The sequence below is a fragment of the Achromobacter sp. EG18 genome (assembly GCF_059759395.1).
The window spans coordinates 3754376-3781102 of sequence record NZ_CM186213.1 but is presented as its reverse complement, the minus strand read 5'-3'; the positions used below and the strand labels follow the sequence as shown (position 1 = coordinate 3781102).

Here is a 26727-nt window from a genome sequence, read left to right as displayed (position 1 = left end):
CTTAATCCGGCATCGAGGATGCGCTCATGAACACCGGTTCCCCCGTCCTGGAAATCAACGAGGTCGGCCCGCGCGACGGCCTGCAGATCGAAGCGCGCATGGTGCCGACCGAAGACAAGATCGCCTTCATCGACGCGTTGTCCGATTGCGGCTTCGCCCGCATCGAGGTCACCAGCTTCACCTCGCCCAAGGCGATTCCGGCCCTGGCCGACGCCGGCGCCGTGATGCAGGGCATCCGCCGCCGGCCCGGCGTGATCTACACCGCGCTGGTGCCGAATATCCGCGGCCTGGAGCGGGCGCTGGAAGCCAGCGTCGACGAGATGAACTTGGTCATGTCTTGCAGCGAGACGCATAACCGCGCCAACCTGCGCATGACCCGCCAGCAATCGTTCGACGAACTCAGCCAGGTGCTGGCGGCCGCCGGACGCGCCGGCGCGCCATGCAACGTCTCGCTGTCGACCGCGTTCGGCTGCCCCTTCGATGGCGACGTGCCGGCGGGGCAAGTGCTGGACCTGGCCGCCCGCCTGGTCGACGCCGGCGCCCGCGGCATCACGCTGTGCGACACCACCGGCATGGCCTACCCCAGCCAGGTCGGCGAGCTGTGCGCGCAGGCCGCGCAGCGCTTGCCCGGCACCGCGCTCACCGTTCACCTGCACAATACGCGCGGCATGGCCCTGGCCAACGCCGTCACCGCCTGGCAGGCCGGCATCACCCGCTTCGACGCGGCCGCGGGCGGCCTGGGTGGCTGTCCGTACGCGCCCGGCGCCAGCGGCAACGTCAACACCGAGGAACTGGTCCACATGTTCGAGTGCATGGGCGTGCGCACGGGCGTGTCGCTCCAAGCGCTGCTCGCCATCCTGCGCGGACTGCCAGGGCTGGTCGGTCGCGACCTGCCCATGGCGCTGTTGCGCGCCGGGCCGCGCCTGGCCGCGCATCCGCCGCCCGCGTGGCTGGCGGAGCGGTTCGGGCCGGCCGGCGGCGCCGCATAGGTTTTTGCTTCACACCACGCGCCTGGGGGCGCTTCATACAAAAACAGCAAGGAGACAACCGCATGACCGCATTTCGATCCATTCTCGTTCTACGCGCCTGCGCCATCGCGCTGGGCCTGGCCGCCGCGGGCGCTGCCCACGCGCAGGCGGATTTTCCCAATCGTCCCGTGACGCTGATCGTGTCCGCCGCGCCCGGCGGCACCACCGACATCGCCGCCCGCCTCATCGCCCAGCCCCTGGGCGCCGCGCTGGGACAGAGCGTGGTCGTCGAGAACAAGCCGGGCGCTTCCGGCGGCATCGCCGCCCAGGCGGTTGCCCGCGCCAAGCCCGACGGCTATACGCTGTTGCTGCAGTATTCCGGCTTCCAGGTCATCACCCCGCACGTCACGCCGACCTCCGGCTGGGATCCGATCAAGGACTTCGCGCCGGTGGCCAATGTGCTGTCCGCGCCCCAGGTGGTAGTGGTGCGGCCGGACCTGCCGATCAAGTCGCTGAAAGACCTGGTCGCGTACGCCAAGACCAACCCGGGCAAGCTCAACTACGCATCGTCCGGCAATGGTTCGTTGCAGCAGGTCGCCACCGAACTGCTCAACCAGATGGCGGGCACGCAGATCACCCACATCCCGTACAAGGGCACCGGCCCGGCGCTGAACGACCTGCTGGGCGGCGCCGTCGACATGACCATCACCACGCCGCCGCCGCTGCTGGGCCAGATCGCCGCCGGCAAGCTGCGCGCGCTGGCCGTCACCGGCAACACGCGCCTGGCGTCGCTGCCGGACGTGCCCACCGCCGCCGAGGCCGGCTATCCCGGCCTCATCGTCTCGTCCTGGTTCGCCATGTACGCGCCCAAGGACACGCCCGCGCCGGTGGTGGACAAGATCGCTGGTGAAATCCAGAAGATCATGCAGACCGACGCCTTCCGCCAGAAGGCGGCCGAGCAGGGCGCCGAGGCCGAATTCATGGGGCCGAAGGCGCTGGGCGACTATACCCAGGCCGAGCTGGACCGCTGGGGCAAGGTGGTGAAGGCGGCGGGCATCACGGCGAATTGAGGGGGACGGCCTGGGGCGGAAAAACCCAGGCTATAATCTTCGCCTCTGCCCCGGTCTTGTGCCGGGGCACGACACCCGAGCGGGTGTAGTTCAATGGTAGAACGGCAGCTTCCCAAGCTTCATACGAGGGTTCGATTCCCTTCACCCGCTCCATATCGCCAATTTCCCGCATGCGCTCGCTCCGGCAACGTGTGCCTGGTTCCCCGTCGGGGCGTTGCGTCGCATCCCGTCACTCGGTGTACATCCCCAATGCGCTGGTGGGATTCAAGTACCCTATAGCCCATCCCCGCGACCGTACATCAAGCATGCAAGACGATCTTTTCGGTGATGCGCTACCAGTGCCGCCGGCCAACGCCCCGTCGCAGACAGCGTCTCGTGACATCCCCGAGCTTTCCGCTCTCCGGGGCATGGCCAAAGTGCTTCCCGCGCCCGCGGGGCAAGAGTGGCGCGCGCTCGCCCAGCAGTTGCCCGCCCAATTGCGCTTTGGCGTCTCCACCTGGTCGTACCCCGGCTGGGAAGGACTGGTCTGGGACGGCGAATACGATTCGAGCACGCTGTCCAGGCATGGCCTGGGCGCCTATCATCGGCATCCGCTTCTGCGCACCGTTTGCGTGGACCGCACGTTCTGGCAGCCGTTGACGGCGAGCCAGTACGCCGCTTATGCGGGGCAGGTCGATGAGGATTTCCGTTTCGTCGTCAAATGCCCCGCCAGCGTTACCGATGCCCAGGTGCGTGGCGAAGCAGGCAGGACGCGGCAGGCCAATCCGCTTTTCCTCGACCCGTCGGTGGCGGTCCAGGAATTCGTGCTCCCCGCGCTCGAAGGCCTGGGGGCCAAGCTCGGTGTGCTGGTGTTCCAACTGAGTCCGTTGCCTCTGGGCATGTTGAGCCGCTCGGCATCGCTGTTCGAAAAACTGGGGCGCATGCTGGCTGCCGTGCGGGAGGCATTGTCCGCGCATGATGCCGTGATCGTCGCCGTGGAAGTGCGCGACCCGGAACTGCTGGGTCAGGCGCTGGTCGACACGCTCAAGGCGCATGGGGCCACGTTCTGCCTGGGGCTGCATGGCAAGATGCCACCGATCGACGCGCAACTGCCGATGCTGCGCGCGCTCTGGCCGGGGCCGCTGGTCTGCCGCTGGAACCTGAACCGCGTGTTCGGCGCATACGGTTATGCCGACGCGCAGAAGAAGCATGATCCGTTCAATGCCCTGCTCAGCGAGGATCTTCCCACGCGCGCGGCGCTGGCGCGCACGATCCGCGGCATTACGGGCGCGGGCCAGCCGGCCTACGTGACGGTCAGCAATGACGCCGAGGGCTGCGCGCCGCTGTCCATTCAGCAACTGGCCCAGGCCATTGCGGGGTAGGGCTGGACGGCAGACTCGGCGCCAAGGCCCGTCATTCCGGCTTTATACCCGCTGTCTTGACAGCCTCTCGCCACATCTCGACTTCGCTGGCTACCCGCCCGGCGAACGCCTGGGGCGTGGAGGATTTGGGTTCCAGCCCTTCCCTGGCGAACTGTTCCCGCAGCGCGGGCGCCTGCAACGCCTCGGACAAGCGTGCGTTGAGCAGGCTGACCACCGCGTCCGGGGTTCCCGCTGGCGCCGAGAGGCCATGCCACAAGGTCGCGGAGAATCCTGGAACGCCGGCCTCCGGCGCTGTCGGGATATCGGGCAACAGGCTGCTGCGGTTCTCGGTTGATACGCACAAGGCCGCCAACCGCCCATCGCGGACATAGGGGGTCACCGACGCCGTGCTCGCCAACATGAACTGAACCCGACCGGCCAGCAGATCGGTCAAGGCCAGACCGGTGCTACGGTATGGCACGTGGGAGACCGAAATTCCGGCTCTGCGGGCGAACAGCTCGGTGGCCAGATGCGTCGACGATCCGGTGCCCGAGCTGGCGTAGTTCAGACTGCCGGGTTTTTCTTTCGCCGCGCGCAGCAGATCCGCCAGGCGGGTGAAGCCGGTTTCCTTTCCTGCTACGAGCAACCAGGGACCGGACGCGATCATCCCCACGGCGCTGGTGTCCTTGACAACGTCATAGTTCAGCCGCATTACCGCGCCGTTGGTGGCGTGCGAGGTGGACAGCAGGACCAGGGTGTAGCCGTCGGGTTGCGAGCGTACCACCGCCTCCAGTCCCATGGCGCCGCCTGCGCCGCCGCGATTTTCCACCACCACACTGACGCCCAGCCTGTCCGTCAGGCCGCGCGCCACCACGCGCGCCAGCACGTCGGAGCCGCCTCCTGGCGCATAGGGCACGACCAACCGTATCGGCCGCTCGGGGTATCCCGCAGCCGCCCAGGCTGGCCGTAGCGCAGCGCCAGCCGCCAGGGCCATCGTTGTTGTGAGGAATTTGCGTCGTTCGTTCATGTGTGTCTCCTGCACCCTGTCCGGTGCGTCAAGCGAAGCTGGGGTCGAACAGCGACAGCGCGACGTCGCCGGGCGGGTGGCCGTCCAGGATGGCCTCGTCGACGACGATCCCCAGGCCGGGTTCGGCGCTCGCGCGGAAATGGCCGTCGCGTAGCACGGACGCGTTGCCGCGCACACCGGTCTCGAACAACGGCGACTCGGCGAACTGCTGTTCGACCGCCTCGGTGATGCCGAGCGCCGCGCACACATGCACGGTGTGCGCATGGGCCACCGGGCCCGAAGGGTTATGCGGCGAGACGGCGATATCGTGACCGGCCGCCAAGGCGGCGATGCGGGCGAATTCGCCATAGCCGCCGCAGTACTTGATATCCGGCATGATGACGTCGTACAGCCCTTGCGCCACGAAAGGCAATGCGCCGGCCACGCCGATGATGTTCTCGGCGCCGGCCAGTCGCATGCCGGCATGGTTCGCATGCCTGCGCAACGCGCGGATGCTGTCGTGCCATTCGGGGGACTCCGGTACGGGACATTCGAGCCAATGCAGGCGGGCGTCGGACAAATCATCGATGAAGCGCCTGGCGGCGTCGCCATCGAGGCGCCAGTGGCAGTCGACCATCAGCGGCAGGTCCGGCCCGATCGCGTCGCGCACCGCCAGGATGCGTTGCACGGCGCGCGCGGCCTCCGCCACGCCCTCGGCGGACGATGCCGTCCGCGGCGTCACCGCATCGAACGGCATGATCTTGATGCCCTGGAAGCCCGCGCCGACGGCGGCCTTGCAGGCTTGGGCAAAACCCGCCGGCGTGCGTTCCCTGACACTGCGATTGACGGTCGCGTAGGACCGCAGCGGCGTGCGATCGGCTCGGCCCCACAGATCGCAGATTGGCAGGTCCAGATACTGGCCGGCGAGGTCGAGGCTGGCCTGATCCAGCGCACTGATAACCGCATTGCCCGCGCGCCCTGCGGGCATGCCGGGGTAGGCTTTGCAAAGCGTGGCGAGTTCGTCCAGCGTCAGGTTGCGGATAGACGGCATCAAGCGTGCCAGGATGGCACTCATCGCACCCTCATGGGCGCGCAACGTCAGCTCGCCCCAGCCATGGCGACCGTCGTCCATGACGAGCTTCAGGAAGCTCCAGTTCGACCGCGGCGCGACGCCGGCCACGTGCAGGCTTACGTCCGCGACGCGGGCGGCCGCGCCTGTTTTTCGAGTTTCCAGGATGATTGAATGGCTGCGCATGCCGTGGGCTCCTCCGCCGTGATCGCATTGATGGGACCGAGGCACTAAGCCTCGCTGTGTTGTGTTCGACGATCTTATCGGCCACACTATTCGGGTCAACGTAGATTCGCCGAATCAATGCATGGAAAGCCACATATCCCGCGAAAAAAAGCGGATTCCGCTGATCGGATCCGATGAGGCGGCGAAGTTGCTCGGGATATCCCTGCGCACGCTCTACTCCTACGTCAGCCGTGGCCGCATCGGCCGCGTAATCGATCCCGTCACGGGCAACAGCCAGTACAACAGGGCGGAGGTCGAGGAATACGCGCGCAAGCGCGATCGCGGCCGCAGCGCGGGCAGCGCCGCGCGGGCTTCGCTCAGTTTCGGATTGCCAGTGATGGACAGCCAGGTCTGCGCCATCAAGGCCGGCAGACCGTGGTTTCGCGGCCAGGACGCCATCGCTTTCAGCGCGACCGCCACGCTCGAGCAGACGGCGGCCTTGCTTTGGGACGTGGATAGCCTGCCCGAGACGGGCCGCGCGGATGTGGCGGAGGACGCCGGCGCGGGCGGCGAGCGCTTTCTGCCGCGCTTTCATCAATGGCTGCTCACGAACATGGATCGGCTGCACGTGCGCGAGGCGCTGAGCCGCGACGAGCAGCTTAGGCACGCCAGCCGCATCCTGCGCGCCGGCGCGATCCTCGCGGTTGGCGATGAGCTGCATGGCGCTGCGATACACGAGGCCATGGCGCGCGCCTGGGGCGTGCCGGCCGGCGCGGCCGACATCATCCGACGCGCGCTCGTGCTGCACGCCGACCACGAGCTGAATCCGTCCAGCTTCGCGTTGCGCTGCGTCGCCTCGACCATGGCATCGCCCTATGCCGCCACCCTTGCGGGCTGTTGTGCGGCCAGCGGCGTCAAACACGCGAACTTTTCGGCGGTGATGGCCTTGACTGGCGCGACATTGCGCGGCGAGGAACCAGCCGCGTTGGTGGCCGCCCACGTGGCGACAGGCCAGGCGTTGCCGGGCTTTAACCATCCGCTCTATCCCAAGGGCGACCCGCGCGCGACGGCCCTTCTCGATGACCTCCGGGGCATCGCGTCCGGCCGCGATATGGCGCGCATCGACGGACTGCTCCATGCTGCCCACTCCAGTCAGGGCCTGCTGCCCAAGAACGATTTTGCCTTGGCCGCGGTCACGCATCTGCTGCGCCTGCCGACGGACGCGTGCGAGCGCATTTTCGTGGTCAGCAGGATCGTCGGTTGGAACGCGCACGCCCTGGAGCAGTACAGTTCGCCGCTGCTCATCCGGCCCCGGGCGCGCTACGTGCCGGACTAGGTGCCGTTGGCCCGGGAAAGGGCGTGCAGCGCCGTCAACGCCGATCCGCGGTCGGTGGTTTGCGGCGGGCCTGCAAGGTCTGCTCGACGGCCAGCGCCAGCCCCAACAGGCGCACGTCGTCGCCGGGCCTGGCCAGCATGTCCAGTCCGACCGGCAATCCGACTGGCGCGCCAGCGTCGGGTGGCGTGAAGCCGGCCGGCAGGTCGATCGCCGGGAATCCCAGGGCCGATGCGAATATGCCGTTGCGTTCCGGCCTGGGGGCATCGCCCACGGCCAAGGGGGGGCGCTTCTGTGCCGGGTAGACCATGGCGTCCAGCGCCTGGGTGTCCATCAAGTCCAACATCTTGCGGCGTAGCGTGTCGCCGTAGCGCAGTGCCTCGCGGTACTCCGGCATGGCAAGAGGGTCCTGCCAGGCCACGGACTGCTGCAGGAACTTGCTCATCCCGGCGGGATACCGGCCCGCGGCCACATATGCGCGCAGCGAGGCCGGCCCGGCGCCCGTGGGCAGGCGCGCCAGGAACGCCTCGAACAATGGGCCGAACTCATAGTTGGCCACGTTGAGCCGCTTGCTGCCCAAGTCGGAATCGAATTCCGCGTCGTCAATCTCGACGATTTGCGCTCCTTGCGCGCGCAGGGCGTCCAGCGCCGTGCGTATGATCGCATTCACCGGTTCGTGTTCGGGACCTTTGCCGAACAGGTTCGCCAGCACGCCGAAACGCTTGCCGGCCAGGGACGCGCGCGCCGGCGGGCCCGCCCGCAGAGCCGTTGCCGCGCGCGCCGCCTCGGCGCCGGCAGGCCGCGGATCTGCCATGACGGCAAGCACCCGCGCGGCGTCGTCCACCGACCGGCAGATTGGGCCGACCACGTCCATGGTCGAGGACTGCGCGATGGCGCCGCGCCGGCTGACCAGCCCGGCCGTGCTGCGCAGCGCCACCACGCCAGCGGAACTGGCGGCGTTGCGCAGTGAATTGACGGTTTCGGTGCCCAGCGCGCACAGGCTCATGCCGGTGGCCACGGCCACCGCTGAGCCGCCGCTGGAGCCGGCGGCAAATCGCGTGGGATCGTAGGCATTGAGCGTCTGGCCGCCCAGCGAACTGATGGTGCTGCCGGCCACGGCGAGCTCGTCAAGGTTCGTTTTACCTATGAACAGCGCGCCCGCGTCGCGCAACCGGCTCAGCGCGTCCGCGTCTTCGCCCGCCACATTGCCATGCAATAGAACGGAGCCCCCTGTCGTGGCCATGCCTTTTGCGTCGAGGTTGTCTTTGACCGCTATCGGTATGCAATGCAACGGCAACACCGTGCCCGCGCGCCGAAGCGCATCCAGCTTCTGCGCGTCCGCGAGCAGGTCCGGGTTGACCGAGATGAACGCCTTGAGTTGCGGGTCCCGCTGCCTGATCGTTGCCAGCGCATTGCGCGCGACGTCTGCGCAACGGATGCGGCCCGCGGCTTGCGCCTGGAGCATTTCGGCGATCGACAATTCGCCCGGGTCCGGCGCGGACGCGGGCGAAGCGTCGGCAGGCGGGATTGGCAAGGCCAGGGCGCATGCCAGGATGGTCTTGATATGGTGGCTCACGGCCATGGTGGTTCTCCCCATTCCCGCGCGGCGGGATCGTTCTGGTTGGATGCAACGCCGGCTCATCATGAGCGCGGCGGCGCGCGGCGTCCAGGTTGATTCGTCGAAGCAACGTTTACGTCGCCTGCGCGCATCGCCATAATTTCCACGCGGTCTCCTGCGCGCCGCCGGCGCGGCGCATTCTTCTTCTGGAATATCGAATGTCACAAGATTCTCCGCGCACATCCTGGCCGACGGGCTACTTGATCAAGCCCTGTGCCGATGCCCTGCCCGACGGTTGCGTCGACTTCTTCCGGGCCGCACCGGCCGCGGTGGTGGCGGACTGCGCCGGCCTGCAGGTTGCCTGTATTGGCCTGCGGCCTTTCCACGGCGCTGCGGGGGCGAAGCTGTGCGGTCCCGCCCTGACCGTTCGCGTGCGTCCCGGCGACAACCTCATGATCCACAAGGCATTGCTGATGGCGCGCGCGGGCGACGTCATCGTCGTCGATGGGGCAGGCTACCTGTCCCGCGCGCTGGTGGGGGGACTGATGCGCGCCACGGCGCTGGCGAAGGGGCTGGGCGGGTTTGTGGTGGACGGCGCTATCCGCGATCTTGATGAGTGGGCTGACGGCAAGGTCCCTGTCTATGCGCGCGGCCATACGCCGCAAGGGCCGGAAAAGCAGGGGCCGGGCGAAATCAACGTGCCGGTGGTGTGCGGCGGCATAGACATCGTCCCCGGGGATCTTGTGATCGGCGACACGGATGGCGCGATTGCCGTCCCTCGCAAGGTGCTGCATGGCCTGGCAGAGCGGGTAACCCTGCACCTGCGGCGCGAAGCGAGCATCCGGGAACAGAACGCCGCCGGCCGGCCGGATGCCGCGCGCATAGATGACCTGCTGCGGGCGCGCGGCGTGCCTGTCTAGGTCGGACGCAACTTTTGGAACGCTCCGATTCCCGCGATGCCGGCAAGGCCATGGTCCTTGCCCGACCGCCTGCCGTTGCTTCTGGCCGGGCGCGGTAAAATCCGCTCCCCATGCGCTATTCCGATTTCGACCAACGTCTCGCCGCCCTGGGCGCCCAACCGGCCCATCGCGGCCGGGTCATGCGCGCCTGGCTGACCGGTCAGGCGTTCGACAGCGACACGTGGCGGCGGCGCTTCGACAACTATCTGCCACTGGCGCTGCGCGAGGCGCTGCCCGCCCTGTCCGCGGAGCTGGACGGCCTGGCGCGTGTCCGCTCCGAACATACCGGCCACGATGGCTCGCGCCTGCTGGTCGACCTGGCCGACGGCCAGATGGTGGAAAGCGTGCTGCTGCCGCGCGACGGACTCTGTGTTTCCACCCAGGTCGGCTGCGCGGTCGGCTGCCGGTTCTGCATGACCGGCAAGAGCGGCCTGATCCGCCAGGTCGCCAGCATGGAGATCCTGGCGCAGGTGGTGCTGGCGCGGCGGCAGCGCGCGGTCAAGAAAGTCGTTTTCATGGGCATGGGCGAGCCGGCGCACAACCTGGACAACGTGCTCGAAGCCATCAACCTGCTCGGCACCGAAGGCAATATCGGCCACAAGAACCTGGTGTTCTCCACCGTGGGCGATCCGCGCGTGTTCGAGGCGCTGCCGCGGCAACCCGTCAAGCCCGCGCTGGCGCTGTCGCTGCATACGACCCGGGCCGAGCTGCGCGAACACCTGTTGCCGCGCGCGCCGAAGATCGCGCCGCAAGATTTGGTGGAAATGGGCGAGCGATACGCCCGTGACACGGGCTACCCGATTCAGTACCAATGGACGCTGCTCAAGGGCGTCAATGACGGCGACGACGAACTCGACGCCATCCCGCGCCTGCTCAAGGGCAAATTCGGCGTGCTCAACGTCATCCCCTTCAACAGCCTGGAAGGCGACGACTACCAGCGTCCCGAGACCGAACGCATCCGTGAGATCGTCCGTATCCTGCACCGCCGCGGCGTGCTGACGAAGGTGCGCAACAGCGCCGGGCAGGATGTGGATGGCGGCTGCGGCCAGCTGCGGGCCAGGGCGGTGGGCGCGGAGCGGGTGGTGCGGTTGCGCCGGTCACGGGGCGCGACCGCCTGACTCGGCCGCGCGGGCGGGCGCGCCGGCTACGCTGCGCGATATGCGCTGAGGCCTACCCCGGCATGTCCGCCGGATGATCCGCCGGCTCGCGGTTCAGTTTCGCGCAACGGTACAGCCCTTCCCGGTCCAGGATCGTCATCCCGCCATAGTGGGTCCGCAGTATGCCTTCCCGCGCCAGCCGGGTCAGCGCGGTGTTGCAGCGCTGGCGCGACACGCCGCACAGGCTGGCGATCTCTTCCTGCGAGATCTTGAGGCGGCCGTTGGTGCCGGAATGCTGCTCGGCGTTCAGCTGCGCGGCGACGGCGCGGGCCACGGTGGTGTCGACGTCCAGCAGCACGTTGCCGGTGTAGCTGGCCATCAGCCAGTTGACGCGCTGCGCCAGGTGCATCATCAGCGCCTTGGTGAACTCGATATTGTTGTTCCATAGGCGTTCGCAGGTGTCGCGCGGCAGGATCGCGACCTGGCTCGGCCGCAGCGCCACCACTTCGTATTCGAACGGCTCGCGGCGGATCATGGTGGCCTCGCCGAACCAGCTGCCGGTGCTGAAGCCGGCCAGCGACAGCGATTTGCCGTCCGAGCCGCGCGACGACCATTTCACCAGGCCGTCCACCACGCCGTACCAGCCCAGGGACTTCGAGCCCTCGCGGAACAGGCGTTCGCCCGCCTGCAATGACACCACCCGCAGTTCGGCCCGCACCACCTCGCGTTCGAGCTGCGGCAGGCCGTTGTACCAGGGTACGACGGCCAGCATCCGCTCCACCGGGTCTTGCCTGGCTCGCCGCTTCGGGCTGGCAGGTTCATGGCCGGTTCCGGCCGCTGCTGCACGCATGGTTGTCCCCGTTCCGCCGTGGTGAGGGCGCCCAGGTAAACCCTAGGGCGCTTTGTCAACATGATGACTGTTCGCATTTGGGGCCGGTCCGAGAATATTCGGGGCCCCAGAGCCAAAAAACCATAAGAGGAGACAGGTATGTTGTCAATGCCACGCAGGTTTTCGCGCGCTGTCCTGGCCGGCGCCATCGCCGGCGCCCTGCTGCACGCGGGCGCGGCCCAGGCGCAGGTGTCCGACGACGTGATCCGGATCGGCTTCATCACCGACATGTCCGGCGTCTATTCGGGGCCGGACGGCCCGGGCGGGGCCGAAGCCATCAAGATGGCCATCGAGGAGATGGGCGGCGAGATCAACGGCAAGAAGATCGAACTGTTGACGGCGGACCACCAGAACAAGGCGGACATCGCGTCGGCCAAGGCGCGCGAGTGGTTCGACCAGCGTGGCCTGGACATGCTGATCGGCGGGACCAATTCCAGCACGGCGCTGGCGATGTCCAAGGTGGCCGCGGACAAGAAGAAGCCGATCATCGTGGTGGGCGCGGGCGCGCCGGCCCTGACCAACGAGCAGTGCACGCCGTACACGCTGAACTATGCCTACGACACCGTGGCGCAGGCGCGCGGCACGGGCGCGGCGGTGGTGAAGGCGGGCGGCAAGAACTGGTACATCCTGACGGCGGACTATGCCTTCGGCCATGCGTTGCAGGCCGATACCACCAAGGTGGTCGAGGCGGGCGGCGGCAAGGTGGTCGGGTCGGTCAAGCATCCGCTGTCGACCAGCGATTTCTCGTCGTTCCTGCTGCAGGCGCAGGCCAGCAAGGCCGAGATCCTGGCGCTGGCCAATGCCGGCGCGGACGCCACCAACGCGATCAAGGCGGCCAACGAGTTCGGCCTGACCAAGACGATGCGGCTGGCCGGCATGATCATGTTCATTAATGACATCCACGCCATGGGCCTGGAGACGGCGAAGGGCATGTACCTGACCGACAGCTGGTATTGGAACGCGTCGGACGAGACGCGGGCCTGGGCGCAGAAGTTCTACGAGCGCCGCAACGCCATGCCGTCGTCGCTGCAGGCGGCCGACTATTCGGCGGCCATCCAGTACCTGCGCGCGGTCAAGGCCACCGGCACCGACGACGCCGACAAGGTGCTGGCGTATCTGCGCGAGAACAAGCTTAACGACGTGTACATCAAGAACGGCGTGGTGCGCCCGGACGGACGCGTGGTGCATGACATGTATCTGCTGCAGGTCAAGACGCCGGAGGAATCGAAGGCGCCCTGGGATTACTTCAAGGTGGTGCAGACCATTGACGGCAATGAAGCCTTCACCACCAAGGCCGAGACCCGCTGCGCCCTTTGGAAATAAGAGAACCGCCATGGCAAAACGCAAAGTGATCGTGACCATTGCCCCTACCGGGGGCATGGCGTTCAAGAGCCAGAACCCGCATCTGCCGACTCAGCCGGCCGAGATCGCCGAGGACGTCTACCGCTGCTACAACGCCGGGGCCAGCGTGGTCGCGCTGCATGCGCGCCGTCCAGACGACCAGGCCACCTGCGACGCGGCCATCTACCGCGACATGAACCAGCGCATCCGCGAGCGCTGCGACATCGTGCTGAACAATTCCACGGGCGGCGGCGTGCACGGCGACATGGTCAGGGAGACCACGCCGGGCACCTGGGAAATCCTGTGGGAGGAGCGGCTCAAGGGCATGGACGCCGGCGCCGAGATGTGCACGCTGGATGCCACCACGCTCAATCTGGCCTTCGGCGACCGCGAATACCTGATGAACACGCCCTTGACGCGAGCCCGCGAGCTGGCGGCGGGCATGAAGGCGCGCGGCATCAAGCCGGAGTGGGAGGTGTTCAGCCCGACCCACATCCTGCAGGACGCGACCACGCTGATCAACGAAGGGCTGGATGAAGAGCCGCATTTCATCAACCTGGTGATGAATGTGCACCGCAACTTCCAGAACGCGATGCCGTTCTCGCCGCGCCACCTGCAGATGATGGTGGACCTGCTGCCCAGGAACAGCATCTTCTGCGTCAGCGGCATCGGGCCGTCGCAGCTGGAGGCCAACATCAGCGCGCTGCTGCTGGGCGGCCACGCCCGGGTGGGCCTGGAAGACAACCTGTATTACCGCCACGGCGAGCTGGCGACCAATGTGCAGCTGACCGAGCGCATCGTGCGCATCATCCGCGAACTGGACATGGAGCCCGCGACGCCCGCCGAGGCGCGCGAGATCATGGGGTTGCCGCTGCGCAGCGGGGTGCGGCCGGAATTCGCGCTGTGAGATCGGCGCGGCATTTTTCCAAGGATGTAGGCTGATGATCGAATCGTTGAAGGGCAAGCGGGTCCTGATCACCGCCGGCGCGGGGGGCATCGGCCTGGCCATCGCGCGCAAGTTCCTGGCCGCTGGCGCGCAAGTGCACATCTGCGATGTGGCCGCGGAAGCGGTGCAGGCCGCCGTGCAGGCGCACGCCGGCTTGAGCGGCAGCGTCACGGACGTGGCCGACGAAGCCCAGGTGCTGGCCATGTTCGCGGAGTTGGCCGAGCGCTGGGGCAAACTGGATGCGCTGGTGAACAACGCCGGCGTCTCGGGCCCCACCAGCCGGCTCGAAGACACGGACCTGGCGGCGTGGCAGGCCACGCTGGACGTCAACCTGACCGGCACGTTCCTGTGCGCGCGCAGCGCGGTGCCGCTGCTGCGCGAGGCGGGCGGCGGGGCCATCATCAACATCTCGTCGGTCGCGGGCCGGCTGGGCTTTTCGCTGCGCAGCCCCTACAGCGCCAGCAAATTCGGATTGGCGGGGCTGACGCAGACCTGGGCGATGGAACTGGGACCGTCCGGCATCCGCGTCAATTCGGTGCTGCCGGGCGTGGTGGCGGGCGACCGGGTCGAGCGCATCATCGCCGCGCGCGCGGCGGCCGGCGGCCTCAGCAACGACGCCATGCGCGCGCAGTTGGTGGAAAAGGTGTCGCTGCGCAGGATGACCCAGCCCGAGGACATCGCCAACCAGGTGGCGTTCCTGTGTTCGGACGAGGGTGCGATGATCAGCGGCCAGAGCATCTCGGTGTGCGGCAACGTCGAATACCTGGGGTAAATGGGCTTTGTGGGGCATCGCGCCTGCCATGATGCCGGCGCGGCGCCTCTTGGTCCCGTGGTCCGCGACCTTCCGCGTGGGCTGAATGCCATGCGGCGGAAAACGTAGGCGATGCTCGCCCGCGTTTCACGTTTTTTCACAAATCCCCCACAAAAGGCGGCGGAAATGCCGCCGCCTTGTTTTCTATCATCCCGGGGCGCTCCCGCTCCGCCCGGCAAACCGCCGGGCCGTCCTCGCATTCCCGTTGTCCGTCTCCGCCCGCCTGCCCTTGCCGCGCGGGTGCGCCCGCCTTGGCGGGCCGTCGGCCCGAAAGCTATTGATGCTCAAATTCCTCGTTCGCGTCGTCATCGTGGTCCTGGTCAGTCTCGGACTGGCCTATCTGTTCGTGGACAAGGGACTGGGGACGCTGCTCAAGCCGATGGTGCAAGAAGTCGCCTTCCAGTCGCTGCGCGGCCAGTTCCACGAGTTGCATGAGCGGCTGGATGCGGTGCCGCCGGCGCAGCGCGACAGCCTGCTGCGCGAGCAGGTGCAGCCGCATTACGGCATCGCGCTGCGGGTGCTGTCCGCGGAGCAGATCCACCTGACCGAGGACGAGCGCGAGCAACGGCAGGCCTTTGGCGTCGTGATGCGGGACGATTTCGATACGCACCTGGTGCCGTTGCCGGGCGAGCCCGCGCAATGGCTGGAATTGCGGCTGCCCAACGTGTTCGACACCGTGGTCGCCTTGTCCGTGTGGCTCTGCCTGGGCGTGGTGGTGGCGGTCGGCCTGCTGGGGCTATGGGCATTGCCCATGTGGCGCGACATGGATGCGCTGCGCAATGCCGCGCTGCGCATGGGCCAGGGGGAACTGAGCCAGCGCGTCAGGTTGTCGCGCATCGCCGGCATCCGCCATGTCGGCGAGAGCTTCAACCAGATGGCCGAGCGTATCGCCGCCTTGATCGAGAACCAGCGCAGCCTGACGAACGCGGTATCGCACGAACTGCGCACGCCGCTGGCGCGGCTTTCGTTCGAGGTGGACATGCTGGGCCGTGGCGGCCTGCCGCCGGCGCATCAACACGTGTTGCGCGACATGCGCGCGGACATCTCCGAACTGGAAAGCATGGTGGCTGAACTGCTGGTGTACGCGCGGCTGGAACGCCCCACCGAAGAGACCGTGCGGCTGGAAACGGTCGACACGCGCGATTGGCTGGGCGAGGCGCTGGCCCAGGTCGCGCACCAGGCGCAGGCGCGCAACGTGGAGTGCCGGGTGGCCGATGGCCATCCACCGCACGTCTGCCTGCATCCGCGCTACATGAGCCGGGCCTTGCTGAACCTGGTGCAGAACGCTGTGCGCTACGCCCACGGCCGCATCGACATCGCGCTGACGCACAGTCCGACAGGGCATTTCGAACTGATCGTCGACGACGACGGGCCGGGCATCCCGGTGGCCGACCGCGAGCGGATCTTCGAGCCCTTCATCCGGCTCGATGAGAGCCGCGACCGCGGCACGGGCGGGGCGGGGCTGGGCCTGGCGATCGTGCAGCGTGTCGCGGCCGGCCACCACGGCAGCATCTGCGTGGCGGACAGTCCGCTGGGCGGCGCGCGTTTCGTGTTGCGCTGGGCGGCGGCATAGCGTTCAGCTTGCCGCCAGGGCATCCGGGTCAACCCGGAGACGGCCGCCGCCGCGCCCGGCCTGTCGCGCGCCGGCTTGCATTTTGTGGCACATGGCGCGTGGAAATGGTGTTTGATACAGGGGTTTGTTTTCCCCTCCCTGATAACTCATAACGAGAACACCATGAGACATTTCCTGCCCGCGCTGGGCGCCGCCTTCGTTTTGTCCCTTGGCGCCCAGGCCGCCTGGGGCCAGCAGGCATCCGCCGCCGCCAAGCCGCCGCGCGATCCCTTCTTCTGGCTCGGCGAGATCAACAAGGCCACGGCCGTGATCAATACCGAGCAGGGCCTGCTCGACAAGTCCATGGCGCCGCGGCTGGCGGCGGGCGTGGCCAAGGTGATCAATGACGGCAACCAGCCCGGCGCCAAGCGGCCGGCCAGCGTCATCACCTTCGAGCCGTTGCTGATCAAGGCGGCGGGCGAGGACGTGACGCTGTTGCACGCCGGCCGCTCCAGCCAGGACATGCACGCCACCTATCGCAGCGCCATCCTGCGCGACAAGCTGCTGGATCTGGCGGACCAGCTCAATGCCACGTCGACCACGCTGGTGGAGCTGGCCGCCAAGCACAGCGCCACCATCGTGCCCAACTATACCAATGGCGTGGCGGCCCAGCCGAACAGCTACGGCCACTACCTGCTGGGGCAGGCCGCCGGCCTGGCGCGCGACGCCCAGCGCATCCGCGAAGCCTACGCGCGCATCGACCGTTCGCCCATGGGCACCACCGTGCTCAACGGCACCAGCTGGCCGCTGGACCGCAAGCGCATGGCGCAGTACCTGGGCTTCACGGCGCTGGTGGACAACGCCTACGACGCCTCGCAGATCTCGTCGATGGACCAGCCGGTGGAAGTGGCGTCCATCGTCACCAGCATCGCGCTGCGCACCGGCAACTTCGTCGAGGACGTGATGACGCAGTACGCCCAGTCGCGCCCGTGGATCCTGCTGGAGGAGGGCGGCGGCAACACCTATGTGTCCAGCGCCATGCCGCAAAAGCGCAATCCCGGTTTGCTCAACGACACGCGCAGCGACGCGTCGACGGCGGTGACGCTGGCGATGGGGCCGGTGATCCAGACGCACAACATCACGCCCGGCATGAGCGACCCCAAGGACGTCAAGCAGAACTCGGCGATGGTCGATGCCGGCATCGCGGCGCTCAAGCGTTGGGACCGCGTGCTCAAGGCCATGGTGATCAGCCCCGATCGCGCGCTGGAGGAACTGAACAGCGACTGGACCGCCTCGCAGGAACTGGCCGACGTGCTGATGCGCAAGTACAAGCTGCCGTTCCGTGACGGGCACCACTTCGCTTCCGAGGTGGTGAGTTACGCCAAGACCAACAACATCAAGCCGCTGGACTTCCCGTACGAGCAGGCGCGCCGCATCTACGCCGAGGCGATGAAGGGGTCGAAGTATCCGAACGAGCTGCCGATGAGCGAGGCCGAGTTCCGGTCGACGCTGGACCCGGTCGCCATCGTCAAGAACCGCGCCACCAGCGGCGGGCCGCAGCCGGCGGAAATGGAACGCATGATCAAGGAGGCGCGAGAACAGCTGGCCTCACAGGACAAGTGGATCAAGGAACGCCGGGCCCACATCGCCGATTCCCTGGCCAGCCTGGACAAGGACTTCGACGCGCTGGTGGCCAGCGCGCCGAAAGACAAGGGCCAGTAAGCGTCGCGGGCGTGGCATGTGCGGCTCCGTCGATCAGGGCATGGGCTGCGGCCGAGGATACCGCGGCCCATGCCAGGATGTCGGAGTCAGAACCGGTGCGTCAGGGTGACCAGGGTGGTGCGGCCTTCGCCGTAGTAGACCGAGTTGTAGAAGCCCATGGCGCGGTAGTAGCGCTTGTCCGCGAGGTTGCGAACGTTCAGCTGCAGCTGGGTCTGCCTGCCGAGATCGTACTGGGCCATCAGGTCGAACAGCGCATAGGGCTGTTGCTCCACGGCGGCGGATTGTTCACCGTAATAGCCCACGGCGCGCGTGCGGCTCTGCCAGCGCATGCCGCCGCCGATGACCAGATCGCGCAGCGCGCCGGGCAGGCGGTACGTGGTGCTGGCCTTGAGCATCTGTTCGGGCTGCGTGGTCTGGACCTTCCTGCCGGCGTTGTCCTTGGATACCCGGTAGGTGTAACCCAGGAACAGGTTCCAGCCGGGCGATACCTCGCCGGCCAGTTCCAATTCGAATCCGCGGGTGCGCGTGCCGTCCAGCATCTCGTACCAGGACTCATTGCGGGCGGCGTCGAAGCCGGCGTATTCGGCCACGTCCTTCTGGTTGGTCTGGAACACGGTGAACGAGCCATTAAGGCGGCCCTCCAGATACGAAGCCTTGATGCCGGCTTCGTAATTGTGGCCATACGCCGGACCGGTCATGTTCCAGTCCCGCGTCTTGTACATCTGCGGCTGGAAGATGTTGGTGTAGCTCACATAGGCCGTGTAGGTGTCGTCGAGGTCGTACGTGACGCCCAGGTAGGGCGTTATCTCGGAGTAGCGCTGCGATTGCGACAGCGTGATGGGGGCGGAATCGGGCGACCACTGGTTCCAGCGGTATTCATCGGCTTCCCAGCGCGTCCAGCGCGCGCCGGTCAGCAGGTGCAGGCGACTGCCGAGATTGAAGCGGGCGGTGCCGAAGATGCCGGTCTGGGTGGTGCGCAATTGCTGGTCGGATACCGCCAGGTCCCAGACCGGTTCGGGCCAGTCGCCATGCCAGTCATGGATGTTGGGGACCGGGTAGGTGGCCTGGTCTGAAGAGTTCCAGCCCTTGGTCCGGCTGCGCGTCCTGGAATGCGAAAAGCCCAGGTTGAATTCGTGCGTCGCGCCGAGCAGGCCGAAGTCGCCGGTCAACGATCCACCATAGACGTCCTGCTTGCTGTGGCCACGGTATTTGCGCAGCGTCGGCGTGCCCGAGAGGTAGCCGGTGTCCGCGTCCACCGGGAAGTCGGCCGCGAAAAGCAGCGACGCGTCGAAGTCGTTGTCCAGTCGCGAGTACGACAGCCGGCCGTTCCAGCCGTTGGCGAAGCCGTGCTCCAGCTGGGCGAAGTACTCGGTCGAGTCGGTGTCCCAGGTGGTCCATTTGGCGCCGACCGTCTGGCCCTTCTTCCAGTCGACCTGATCGCCGTTGGTGTCGAAGATCGGCAGGCCGCCCCACATCACGCCCTTGGGACGCGAGCGCTGCGTCGAGGCGCCGGCGCTGAGGGTGGTGGCCGGCGCGAGATCCGCCTCGACGATGCCATAGGCCACGTCGCGCTTCTTGCTGTAGAAATCCAGTGTGTCGCCGCGTCTTTCCTTGGCTCCGACGATGCGCGCGCGGATCGCGCCGGACGCGGTCAGGGGCGACGACAGGTCGATTTCACCGCGATAGGTGTCGTAGCTGCCGCCCATGGCTCGCAGGCTGCCCTGGAATTCGCGCGTGGGCCGCTTGCGGATGAAGTTCACTGAACCGCCCGGGTTGCCGGTGCCGCTCATCAGTCCGGTGGCGCCGCGGATGATCTCGACGTGGTCGTAGATGACGGGGTCCAGATTGCCTTCGCCGAACTGGTAGGTGCCGTCCAGCGGCTTGACCACGCCGTCGAACTGCATGGTGTCCATCTGGAAACCGCGCGAGTAGTAGCTTAGCCGGTCTGTCTCGCTTTGCTGGACGTTCATGCCGGTGGCGTTCTCCATCACGTCCCGCACGCTGCCCATGGCCTGATCGTCGAGCTGCTGGCGCGTGACGATACTGGTCGATTGGGGCGTGTCGCGCTGCGCCAGCACCAGGCCGTTGGCCGAGCGCATCCAGTCGGCGGTGTAGGCGCCGGTGCCTTCGGTGGTGGCGCCCGCGCCCAGCACGGTGACAGCGGCGAGTTGGCTGATGCCCTCGGCGGCGGCCGCCTCCAACGCGTAGCTGTCGTCGGGCAGGCGCCGCACGCGCAGGGCGGTGCCGGACAGCAGGCGGGCGAAGCCTTCCTCGACGGCGTAGCTGCCGCTCAGGCCGGGCGTCGACAGGCCGTCGGTCTGGGCGGGACGGAACGACAGCAGTACCCGCATGCGCTGGGCATAGGCGGCCAAGGCCGGTCCCAGCGGACCGGCCGGGATGTCGACGGCGCGGCTGTCGGCCTGGAGGGCGGGTTGGGCCAGGGCGGCGGCCGGGCAGAGCATGGTTCCAGCCAGGGCGGAAAGCAGGGCGAGCGCCAGGCCGGCCAGGCGTGGACCGTCTTGTCGAGGGGCGGGGGGGCGCCGTGTGGGAGCGTGCATGTCGATGGATTTCCGGTGAAGAGAAATGAGGCTTCACCTGTATGCCAATCGAGATCGGAAAAGTGACAATCCCGTCGGTGTCAGCGCGCCCTCACCGTGACCCAATAGCGGGTGAGGCGGTCGGCGCGAACCGGCAGCACGCGTTCAATCGCGGCCAGCGCGCGGTCGGTATCGTCCACCGGATAGGCGCCGGAGATGCGCAGGGACCCGACCGCCGGGTCGCAGGCCAGGCGGCCGGGCCGATAGCGCGCCAGCGCCGCCACCAACGCGTCCAGCCGCATGCCGTTCGCATACAGCATGCCGTCGACCCAGCCCTGTTGCTGTGGCGGGAAGGCCGTGGGCGCAGTCGCCGAACCGGCGTCGAAAGTGGCTGCCATGCCCGCCGGCACGACGACCGAGGCATGGGTCGCGAGGCGTGGTTCCAGGCGCACCGCGCCCTGTTCGACCGCGACCTGGGCGTGATCGCCCATCAGGTTGACGTCGAACCGGGTGCCAAGCGCGGTGGCGCGGCCGACGGGCGTGCTGACGAGGAAGGGCCGGGCAGGACGCAGCGGATCCGGGCGCGTCTCGATGTGGATTTCGCCACGCCGCAGGATCAGTTCGCGCTTTGCGCCGTCGAATGCCAGGTCCACGGCGCTGTCGGTGTTCATGGTGAGGATGCTGCCATCGGCCAGCTCCAGCCGCCGCCGTTCGCCGGTGGCGGTGCGCGCGTCGGCGCCCCAGGCATCCCACGGCAGCTCCTGGGCGGCCAGGGCCCCGCCGCCCGCCACGAATGCCAGCGACAAGGTCTTGAGCAGCTTGCGCCGGCCCGCTGAGCGCGGCCTGTCCAGCGCCGTCAGGCCGGCGCGCGGTTCGATGTGGCCGAATTCCCGCCCCAGGGCTTCGACCCGTTCCCAGGCCTGTTGGTGCAGGGGATCGGACCGCAGCCATTCCTGCCATTGCCGCCGATCGTCCGCGCCGGCGTCTTCCGCGCCCAGGCGCACGAACCAGACGCTGGCGGCCTGGAGGACGGCATCGGGCAGGCCGGCGGCCGCGCGACGGTTCAGCACGACGCCAGGCAATGGCGCATGGCGAGCGCCAGGTATTGCCGCACGGAGCTGACCGATACCTGCAGGCGTTCGGCGATCTCGCCGTGCTTCAGGCCTTCGAGTTGCAGCAGCAGGAACGCGCGCCGCGCCTTGGGCGGGAGGCCATCGAGCAGCCGATCGATTCGTACCAGCGCCTCCAGCGCCAGCGCCCGGCGTTCAGGCGAGGGCCAGGAAGTTTCCTCGCAGGCCGCGAGGCAATCGAGATAGGCGCGCTCGATGTCACGCCGACGGAACAGATTGACCAGCAAGCCATGCGCGATGGTGACGAGGTAGGCGCGCGGCTCGCGCAAGTCGCGCGCGTCTTCGTTGCGCAACAGCACCTTCATGTAGGTGTCGTGGGTCAGGTCGGCGGCGTCGTAGGGGCAGCCGGTCTTGCGGCGCAGCCAGTCGCGCAGCCACGACTGGTGCTGCGCGTAGAGATCCTCGAAAGACGCATGGGGACTGCTTTGGGTCATGGCCGGGCAGGGGCGGGTAGATCAGACGTTAATAGTAACCATTATCAACATCGATATCCAAGCGCCCGGCATCGGCCGAAACTGCGCGCCACCGCCGGGGGGCTGCCCGGGCGGCGGCGCGGCCCGGGCCTCAGAACCCGGTGGGCGGCACGTGCACCCGGCCTTCCATCAGCACGCGCGCGCTGCGGCTCATGATGGCCTTGGTGACGGTCCATTCGCCGTCGATCAGCTGGGCCTGGGCGCCGACGCGCAGCGTGCCCGAGGGGTGGCCGAAGTTGACCTGGTCGCGCTGGCCGCCGCCGGCCGCCAGGTTGACCAGCGTGCCGGGCACGGCCGCGGCGGTGGCGATGGCGACCGAGGCGGTGCCCATCATGGCGTGGTGCAGCTTGCCCATGGACAGGGCGCGCACCAGCACGTCGATGTCGCCGGCGCCGATCTGCTTGCCGCTGGAGGACGTGTAGGCCTTGGGACGGGCCACGAAGGCCACCTTGGGCGTGTGCTGGCGCGCGGCGGCTTCTTCCAGTTTCTGGATCAGGCCCATGCGCAGCGCGCCGTGGGCGCGGATGGTCTCGAAGCGCGCCAGGGCGGCGGCGTCGCCGTTGATGTCGTCCTGCAGCTCGGTGCCGGTGTAGCCCAGCGCCTCGGCGTCCAGGAAGATGGTGGGGATGCCGGAGTTGATCATGGTGGCCTTGAAGGTGCCGATGCCGGGCACTTCCAGGTCGTCCACCAGGTTGCCGGTGGGGAACATCGAGCCGCCGTCGCCTTCCTCGGCCGGGTTCATGAATTCCAGTTGCAGCTCGGCGGCCGGGAAGGTCACGCCGTCCAGTTCGAAGTCGCCGGTCTCCTGCACCGCGCCGTCGGTGATGGGCACGTGGGCGATGATGGTCTTCTGGATGTTGGCCTGCCAGATGCGCACCACGGCGATGCCGTTGCGCGGGATGCGGTCCGGGTCCACCAGGCCGTTGCTGATGGCGAAGGGGCCGACGGCGGCCGACAGGTTGCCGCAGTTGCCGCTCCAGTCGACGAAGGCCTGGTCGATCGAGACCTGGCCGAACAGGTAGTCGACGTCATGCTCGGGGCGGCTGCTCTTGCCGATGATGACGGTCTTGCTGGTGCTGGAGGTGGCCGCGCCCATGCCGTCGATCTGCTTGCCGTAGGGGTCGGGGCTGCCGATCACGCGCATCAGCAGCGCGTCGCGGGCCGGGCCCGGCACGCGGGCGGATTCAGGCAGGTCGTCGAGCTTGAAGAACACGCCTTTGCTGGTGCCGCCGCGCATGTAGGTGGCGGGAATCTTGATCTGGGGGGCATGGGCCATGGGGCAGTCCTGATGTCTTGGGTGGGGAAGGCGGGCGCCGCGGCGCCCGCCATGCTGTAGGGTGTCAGCCGGCCTTCTTGGCCGAACCGGCGGCCGATTCCGCTTCCAGGAAGTCCTGCGCGAAGCGTTGCAGCACGCCGCCGGCTTCGTAGATGGACACTTCCTCGGCGGTGTCGAGGCGACAGGTCATCGGCACTTCCAGGGTCTCGCCGTTGCGGCGGTGGATCACCAGCGTCAGGTCGGCGCGCGGCTTGCGCTCGCCCACCACGTCGTAGGTCTCGGTGCCGTCCAGGGCCAGCGTCTTGCGGTTCACGCCGGGCTTGAATTCCAGCGGCAGCACGCCCATGCCGATGAGGTTGGTGCGGTGGATGCGCTCGAAACCTTCGGCGGCAATGGCCTCGACGCCGGCCAGGCGCACGCCCTTGGCGGCCCAGTCGCGCGACGAGCCCTGGCCGTAGTCGGCGCCGGCCACGATGATCAGCGGCTGCTTGCGGTCCATGTAGGTCTCGATGGCTTCCCACATGCGCATCTCCTTGCCTTCCGGTTCGACGCGGGCCAGCGAGCCCTGCTTGACCGTGCCGTCGGCGTTCCTGACCATCTCGTTGAACAGCTTGGGATTGGCGAAGGTGGCGCGCTGCGCGGTCAGGTGGTCGCCGCGGTGGGTGGCGTAGGAGTTGAAGTCCTCTTCCGGCAGGCCCATCTTGTGCAGGTATTCGCCGGCGGCGCTGTCCATCAGGATGGCGTTGGACGGCGACAGGTGGTCGGTGGTGATGTTGTCGCCCAGCACGGCCAGCGGCCGCATGCCGCGCAGCGTGCGCTCGCCGGCCAGCGCGCCTTCCCAGTACGGCGGGCGGCGGATGTAGGTGCTCTGCGGGCGCCAGGCGTACAGCGGCTCGACCGCGGCGTCGCGCTCGTTGCGCAGGCCGAACATGGGCGCGTAGACCTTGCGGAACTGTTCCGGCTTGACGGCGGCCTTGACCATGGCGTCGATCTCTTCGTCGCTGGGCCAGATGTCCTTCAGGCGGATCTCGCGGCCGCTGGCGTCGGTGCCAAGCACGTCGCGCTCGATGTCGAAGCGGATGGTGCCGGCGATGGCATAGGCCACCACCAGCGGCGGCGAGGCCAGGAAGGCCTGCTTGGCGTAGGGATGGATGCGGCCGTCGAAGTTGCGGTTGCCGGACAGCACGGCGGTGGCGTACAGGTCGCGGTCGATGATCTCCTGCTGGATCACGGGGTCGAGCGCGCCCGACATGCCGTTGCACGTGGTACAGGCAAATGCCACGACGCCGAAGCCGAGCTTTTCCAGGTCGGCGGTCAGGCCGGCTTCGTCCAGGTACAGGGCCACGGCCTTGGAGCCGGGCGCCAGCGAACTCTTGACCCACGGCTTGCGCGTCAGGCCGGCGCGGTTGGCGTTGCGCGCCAGCAGGCCGGCGGCGATGACGTTGCGCGGGTTGCTGGTGTTGGTGCAGCTGGTGATGGCGGCGATGATGACGGCGCCGTCGGGCATCAGGCCGGGCTGGTTCTCGACCGTGCCGGCGATACCGCGCTCGGCCAGGTCGGCCACCGGCAGGCGGCGGTGCGGATTGGACGGGCCGGCCAGGGTGCGCACCACGGTCGACAGATCAAAGCGCAGCACGCGCTCGTATTCGGCGGTCTTGAGGCTGTCGGCCCACAGACCGGCGGTCTTGGCGTAGGTTTCCACCAGCGCGATCTGCTCGTCCTCGCGGCCGGTCAGGCGCAGGTAGTCGATGGTCTGTTGATCGATGGCGAACATCGCGGCGGTGGCGCCGTACTCGGGCGCCATGTTGGAGATGGTGGCGCGGTCGCCCAGCGTCAGGCTGGCGGCGCCTTCGCCGTGGAACTCCAGGTAGGCGCCCACGACTTTTTCCTTGCGCAGGAATTCGGTCAGCGTCAGCACCACGTCGGTGGCGGTGATGCCGGGGCCGGCGCGGCCGGTCAGTTCGACGCCGACGATGTCGGGCAGGCGCATCCACGAGGCGCGGCCCAGCATCACGTTCTCGGCTTCCAGGCCGCCCACGCCGATGGCGATCACGCCTAGCGCGTCCACGTGCGGGGTGTGGCTGTCGGTGCCGACCAGCGTGTCGGGGAAGGCCACGCCGTCCTGCGTGTAGATCACCGGCGACATCCGCTCCAGGTTGATCTGGTGCATGATGCCGTTGCCCGGGGGCACTACTTCGATGTTGCGGAAGGCCTGCTTGGTCCAGTCGATGAAGTGGAAGCGGTCTTCGTTGCGGCGGTCTTCCACCGCGCGGTTCTTGGCGAAGGCGTCGGGATCGTTGCCGCCGTATTCCACCGCCAGCGAGTGGTCGACGATCAGCTGCACCGGCACCACCGGGTTGACCTTGGCGGGGTCGCCGCCCTTGTCGGCGATGGCGTCGCGCAGGCCGGCCAGGTCGACCAGCGCGGTCTGGCCGAGGATGTCATGACAGACCACGCGCGCCGGATACCACGGAAAGTCCAGGTCGCGGCGGCGTTCGATCAGCTGCTTGAGCGCGTCGGTCAGCAGCACCGGATCGCAGCGGCGCACCAGGTTCTCGGCGTGCACGCGCGAGGTATAGGGCAGGCGGTCGTAGGCGCCGGGGGCGATGGCGTCCACGGCGGCGCGCGCGTCGAAATAGTCCAGGCGGGTGCCTTGCAGGGGCTTGCGATAGGATTTGTTCATGCCTCGGTGCGCTTCAGGTTGCCCTGAGCGATCTGTTTTTCAATGTTGAGACGGGATGCGCGGATGTGGCGGCGCATCAGGAGTTCAGCCAGTTCGCCATCGCGGTCGGCGATGGCGTCCAGAATGCGGTGATGCTCGGCATACGACTGCCGCGGGCGGTTGGGGGTGGTCGAGTACTGGATACGGTACATCCGCGCCAGCTGGTAGAGCTCGTCGCACAGCATGCGGAACAGCATCTGGTTGCCGCTGCCTTTGACGATACGGTAGTGGAAATCGTAGTCGCCTTCCTGCTGGTAATAGCCGATGCCGGCCTGGAAGGCTTCGTCTTTTTCGTGGGCGTGCAGCACCTGGCGCACTTCCTCGACTTCCGCCGGCGCCATGCGTTCGGCCGCCAGGCGGCAGGCCATGCCTTCGAGCGATTCGCGGATTTCGTAGAGTTCGGCCAGTTCCTGCGGGCTGAGCGAGACCACGCGGGCGCCGGCGTGCGGCACGCGCACCAGCAATCGCTGGCCCTCGAGCCGGTGCAGCGCCTCGCGCAGCGGGCCGCGGCTGACGCCGTGGATGCGCGCCAGTTCCGGTTCGGAAATCTTGCTGCCGGGGGCGATCTCGCCCTTGACGATGGCGGACTGGATCTTGCGGAAAATCTGTTCCGCCAGGGTCTCGCTGTCGTCGTGCGCGGCGCCCGGCAGCGTCAGCACTTTGCTCATTGTGTCAACAATCGGATGGTTTTTCGGGTGAAAACCCGATAAGCAACGCCGTATGGCGATTGATTGTCAACAATTTACCCTTGGTCCGAGATGGG

General features: G+C 67.7%; 21 protein-coding genes and 1 tRNA gene. 12 read left to right on the top strand and 10 right to left on the bottom strand.

What is annotated here, in order from left to right; all coding sequences use genetic code 11:
• The first annotated feature begins 26 nt into the window (after positions 1-26).
• From AC6CR5_RS17245 to AC6CR5_RS17230, 4 genes are all read left to right on the top strand, one after another.
• Complete coding sequence (locus tag AC6CR5_RS17245) at positions 27-989, top strand: hydroxymethylglutaryl-CoA lyase (RefSeq protein ID WP_047991942.1); 963 nt, start codon at positions 27-29, stop codon at positions 987-989.
• Positions 990-1051: 62 nt separating this feature from the next.
• The gene (locus tag AC6CR5_RS17240) at positions 1052-2038 is read left to right on the top strand and encodes a Bug family tripartite tricarboxylate transporter substrate binding protein (RefSeq protein WP_155872233.1); all 987 of its coding nucleotides are present in this window, start codon (positions 1052-1054) and stop codon (positions 2036-2038) included.
• A gap of 79 nt (positions 2039-2117) precedes the next feature.
• Positions 2118-2191 (top strand) — tRNA-Gly (locus tag AC6CR5_RS17235).
• Positions 2192-2343: 152 nt separating this feature from the next.
• Positions 2344-3399, top strand: a complete 1056-nt coding sequence (locus tag AC6CR5_RS17230; RefSeq protein ID WP_054446767.1) for a DUF72 domain-containing protein — start codon at positions 2344-2346, stop codon at positions 3397-3399.
• A 31-nt stretch (positions 3400-3430) separates the two neighbouring features.
• On the opposite strand, the gene AC6CR5_RS17225 is transcribed toward AC6CR5_RS17230, so the two are convergent.
• On the bottom strand, positions 3431-4405 hold the full coding sequence (locus AC6CR5_RS17225) for a Bug family tripartite tricarboxylate transporter substrate binding protein (protein ID WP_498084753.1): 975 nt from the start codon (positions 4403-4405) through the stop codon (positions 3431-3433).
• A 28-nt stretch (positions 4406-4433) separates the two neighbouring features.
• Entirely contained in the window at positions 4434-5639 is a 1206-nt protein-coding gene (locus AC6CR5_RS17220) for a mandelate racemase/muconate lactonizing enzyme family protein (protein ID WP_024070483.1), read from the bottom strand.
• A gap of 61 nt (positions 5640-5700) precedes the next feature.
• Here AC6CR5_RS17220 and AC6CR5_RS17215 point away from each other — a divergent pair, with 61 nt between their 5' ends.
• The gene (locus tag AC6CR5_RS17215) at positions 5701-6954 is read left to right on the top strand and encodes a citrate synthase family protein (RefSeq protein WP_131727793.1); all 1254 of its coding nucleotides are present in this window, start codon (positions 5701-5703) and stop codon (positions 6952-6954) included.
• Between the two features lie 34 nt (positions 6955-6988).
• Here AC6CR5_RS17215 and AC6CR5_RS17210 read toward each other — a convergent pair whose 3' ends face one another.
• Entirely contained in the window at positions 6989-8533 is a 1545-nt protein-coding gene (locus AC6CR5_RS17210; protein WP_051429148.1) for an amidase, read from the bottom strand.
• An 89-nt stretch (positions 8534-8622) separates the two neighbouring features.
• Here AC6CR5_RS17210 and AC6CR5_RS17205 point away from each other — a divergent pair, with 89 nt between their 5' ends.
• Together AC6CR5_RS17205 and AC6CR5_RS17200 are read left to right on the top strand one after the other, a co-directional pair.
• A complete protein-coding gene (locus AC6CR5_RS17205) occupies positions 8623-9429 on the top strand; it encodes an RraA family protein (RefSeq protein ID WP_223308544.1) in 807 nt (268 codons plus the stop codon).
• A gap of 110 nt (positions 9430-9539) precedes the next feature.
• Entirely contained in the window at positions 9540-10586 is a 1047-nt protein-coding gene (locus tag AC6CR5_RS17200) for an RNA methyltransferase (RefSeq protein WP_054500025.1), read from the top strand.
• 52 nt (positions 10587-10638) lie between these two features.
• Here AC6CR5_RS17200 and AC6CR5_RS17195 read toward each other — a convergent pair whose 3' ends face one another.
• Positions 10639-11337 carry a Crp/Fnr family transcriptional regulator gene (locus AC6CR5_RS17195; RefSeq protein ID WP_498084752.1) on the bottom strand — a complete coding sequence of 233 codons (699 nt, stop codon included), beginning with the start codon at positions 11335-11337 and terminating at the stop codon, positions 10639-10641.
• 216 nt (positions 11338-11553) lie between these two features.
• Here AC6CR5_RS17195 and AC6CR5_RS17190 point away from each other — a divergent pair, with 216 nt between their 5' ends.
• The 5 genes from AC6CR5_RS17190 to AC6CR5_RS17170 all read left to right on the top strand — a co-directional run bounded on the left by AC6CR5_RS17190 (position 11554) and on the right by AC6CR5_RS17170 (position 17826).
• Positions 11554-12777: an ABC transporter substrate-binding protein gene (locus AC6CR5_RS17190; protein WP_498084751.1), complete on the top strand. Its 1224-nt coding sequence runs from the start codon at positions 11554-11556 to the stop codon at positions 12775-12777.
• Between the two features lie 10 nt (positions 12778-12787).
• The gene (locus AC6CR5_RS17185) at positions 12788-13702 is read left to right on the top strand and encodes a beta-keto acid cleavage family enzyme (protein WP_047991935.1); all 915 of its coding nucleotides are present in this window, start codon (positions 12788-12790) and stop codon (positions 13700-13702) included.
• Between the two features lie 34 nt (positions 13703-13736).
• Positions 13737-14513, top strand: a complete 777-nt coding sequence (locus AC6CR5_RS17180; protein WP_155872245.1) for an SDR family oxidoreductase — start codon at positions 13737-13739, stop codon at positions 14511-14513.
• A gap of 319 nt (positions 14514-14832) precedes the next feature.
• Complete coding sequence (locus tag AC6CR5_RS17175; protein WP_150101209.1) at positions 14833-16125, top strand: ATP-binding protein; 1293 nt, start codon at positions 14833-14835, stop codon at positions 16123-16125.
• 162 nt (positions 16126-16287) lie between these two features.
• Positions 16288-17826 (top strand): argininosuccinate lyase, encoded by a 1539-nt coding sequence (locus tag AC6CR5_RS17170; RefSeq protein WP_148317241.1) that lies wholly within the window; start codon positions 16288-16290, stop codon positions 17824-17826.
• An 86-nt stretch (positions 17827-17912) separates the two neighbouring features.
• On the opposite strand, the gene AC6CR5_RS17165 is transcribed toward AC6CR5_RS17170, so the two are convergent.
• From AC6CR5_RS17165 to AC6CR5_RS17140, 6 genes are all read right to left on the bottom strand, one after another.
• Entirely contained in the window at positions 17913-20384 is a 2472-nt protein-coding gene (locus AC6CR5_RS17165; protein ID WP_498084750.1) for a TonB-dependent siderophore receptor, read from the bottom strand.
• Between the two features lie 80 nt (positions 20385-20464).
• Positions 20465-21433: a FecR domain-containing protein gene (locus tag AC6CR5_RS17160; RefSeq protein WP_049056952.1), complete on the bottom strand. Its 969-nt coding sequence runs from the start codon at positions 21431-21433 to the stop codon at positions 20465-20467.
• Positions 21427-21927, bottom strand: coding sequence for a sigma-70 family RNA polymerase sigma factor (locus tag AC6CR5_RS17155; RefSeq protein ID WP_054518159.1), 501 nt, complete (start codon positions 21925-21927; stop codon positions 21427-21429). The genes AC6CR5_RS17160 and AC6CR5_RS17155 overlap by 7 nt, the downstream gene beginning before the upstream one ends.
• A 130-nt stretch (positions 21928-22057) precedes the next feature.
• A complete protein-coding gene (prpF, locus tag AC6CR5_RS17150) occupies positions 22058-23242 on the bottom strand; it encodes a 2-methylaconitate cis-trans isomerase PrpF (protein WP_020926233.1) in 1185 nt (394 codons plus the stop codon).
• A gap of 64 nt (positions 23243-23306) precedes the next feature.
• The gene (gene acnD, locus AC6CR5_RS17145) at positions 23307-25925 is read right to left on the bottom strand and encodes a Fe/S-dependent 2-methylisocitrate dehydratase AcnD (RefSeq protein WP_498084749.1); all 2619 of its coding nucleotides are present in this window, start codon (positions 25923-25925) and stop codon (positions 23307-23309) included.
• Positions 25922-26632 carry a GntR family transcriptional regulator gene (locus AC6CR5_RS17140; RefSeq protein WP_006385795.1) on the bottom strand — a complete coding sequence of 237 codons (711 nt, stop codon included), beginning with the start codon at positions 26630-26632 and terminating at the stop codon, positions 25922-25924. Before AC6CR5_RS17140 ends, acnD begins: the two co-directional genes overlap by 4 nt.
• Between the last annotated feature and the right edge of the window lie 95 nt (positions 26633-26727).

What these genes read in the sequence shown, in the direction of transcription:
- AC6CR5_RS17245 (WP_047991942.1), top strand. Translation starts at nt 27, where the DNA reads ATGAACACCGGTTCCCCCGTCCTGGAAATCAACGAGGTCGGCCCGCGC.
- AC6CR5_RS17240 (WP_155872233.1), top strand. Translation starts at nt 1,052, where the DNA reads ATGACCGCATTTCGATCCATTCTCGTTCTACGCGCCTGCGCCATCGCG.
- AC6CR5_RS17230 (WP_054446767.1), top strand. Translation starts at nt 2,344, where the DNA reads ATGCAAGACGATCTTTTCGGTGATGCGCTACCAGTGCCGCCGGCCAAC.
- AC6CR5_RS17225 (WP_498084753.1), bottom strand. Translation starts at nt 4,405, where the DNA reads ATGAACGAACGACGCAAATTCCTCACAACAACGATGGCCCTGGCGGCT.
- AC6CR5_RS17220 (WP_024070483.1), bottom strand. Translation starts at nt 5,639, where the DNA reads ATGCGCAGCCATTCAATCATCCTGGAAACTCGAAAAACAGGCGCGGCC.
- AC6CR5_RS17210 (WP_051429148.1), bottom strand. Translation starts at nt 8,533, where the DNA reads ATGGCCGTGAGCCACCATATCAAGACCATCCTGGCATGCGCCCTGGCC.
- AC6CR5_RS17200 (WP_054500025.1), top strand. Translation starts at nt 9,540, where the DNA reads ATGCGCTATTCCGATTTCGACCAACGTCTCGCCGCCCTGGGCGCCCAA.
- AC6CR5_RS17195 (WP_498084752.1), bottom strand. Translation starts at nt 11,337, where the DNA reads ATGCTGGCCGTCGTACCCTGGTACAACGGCCTGCCGCAGCTCGAACGC.
- AC6CR5_RS17190 (WP_498084751.1), top strand. Translation starts at nt 11,554, where the DNA reads ATGTTGTCAATGCCACGCAGGTTTTCGCGCGCTGTCCTGGCCGGCGCC.
- AC6CR5_RS17185 (WP_047991935.1), top strand. Translation starts at nt 12,788, where the DNA reads ATGGCAAAACGCAAAGTGATCGTGACCATTGCCCCTACCGGGGGCATG.
- AC6CR5_RS17180 (WP_155872245.1), top strand. Translation starts at nt 13,737, where the DNA reads ATGATCGAATCGTTGAAGGGCAAGCGGGTCCTGATCACCGCCGGCGCG.
- AC6CR5_RS17175 (WP_150101209.1), top strand. Translation starts at nt 14,833, where the DNA reads ATGCTCAAATTCCTCGTTCGCGTCGTCATCGTGGTCCTGGTCAGTCTC.
- AC6CR5_RS17170 (WP_148317241.1), top strand. Translation starts at nt 16,288, where the DNA reads ATGAGACATTTCCTGCCCGCGCTGGGCGCCGCCTTCGTTTTGTCCCTT.
- AC6CR5_RS17165 (WP_498084750.1), bottom strand. Translation starts at nt 20,384, where the DNA reads ATGCACGCTCCCACACGGCGCCCCCCCGCCCCTCGACAAGACGGTCCA.
- AC6CR5_RS17155 (WP_054518159.1), bottom strand. Translation starts at nt 21,927, where the DNA reads ATGACCCAAAGCAGTCCCCATGCGTCTTTCGAGGATCTCTACGCGCAG.
- prpF (WP_020926233.1), bottom strand. Translation starts at nt 23,242, where the DNA reads ATGGCCCATGCCCCCCAGATCAAGATTCCCGCCACCTACATGCGCGGC.
- acnD (WP_498084749.1), bottom strand. Translation starts at nt 25,925, where the DNA reads ATGAACAAATCCTATCGCAAGCCCCTGCAAGGCACCCGCCTGGACTAT.
- AC6CR5_RS17140 (WP_006385795.1), bottom strand. Translation starts at nt 26,632, where the DNA reads ATGAGCAAAGTGCTGACGCTGCCGGGCGCCGCGCACGACGACAGCGAG.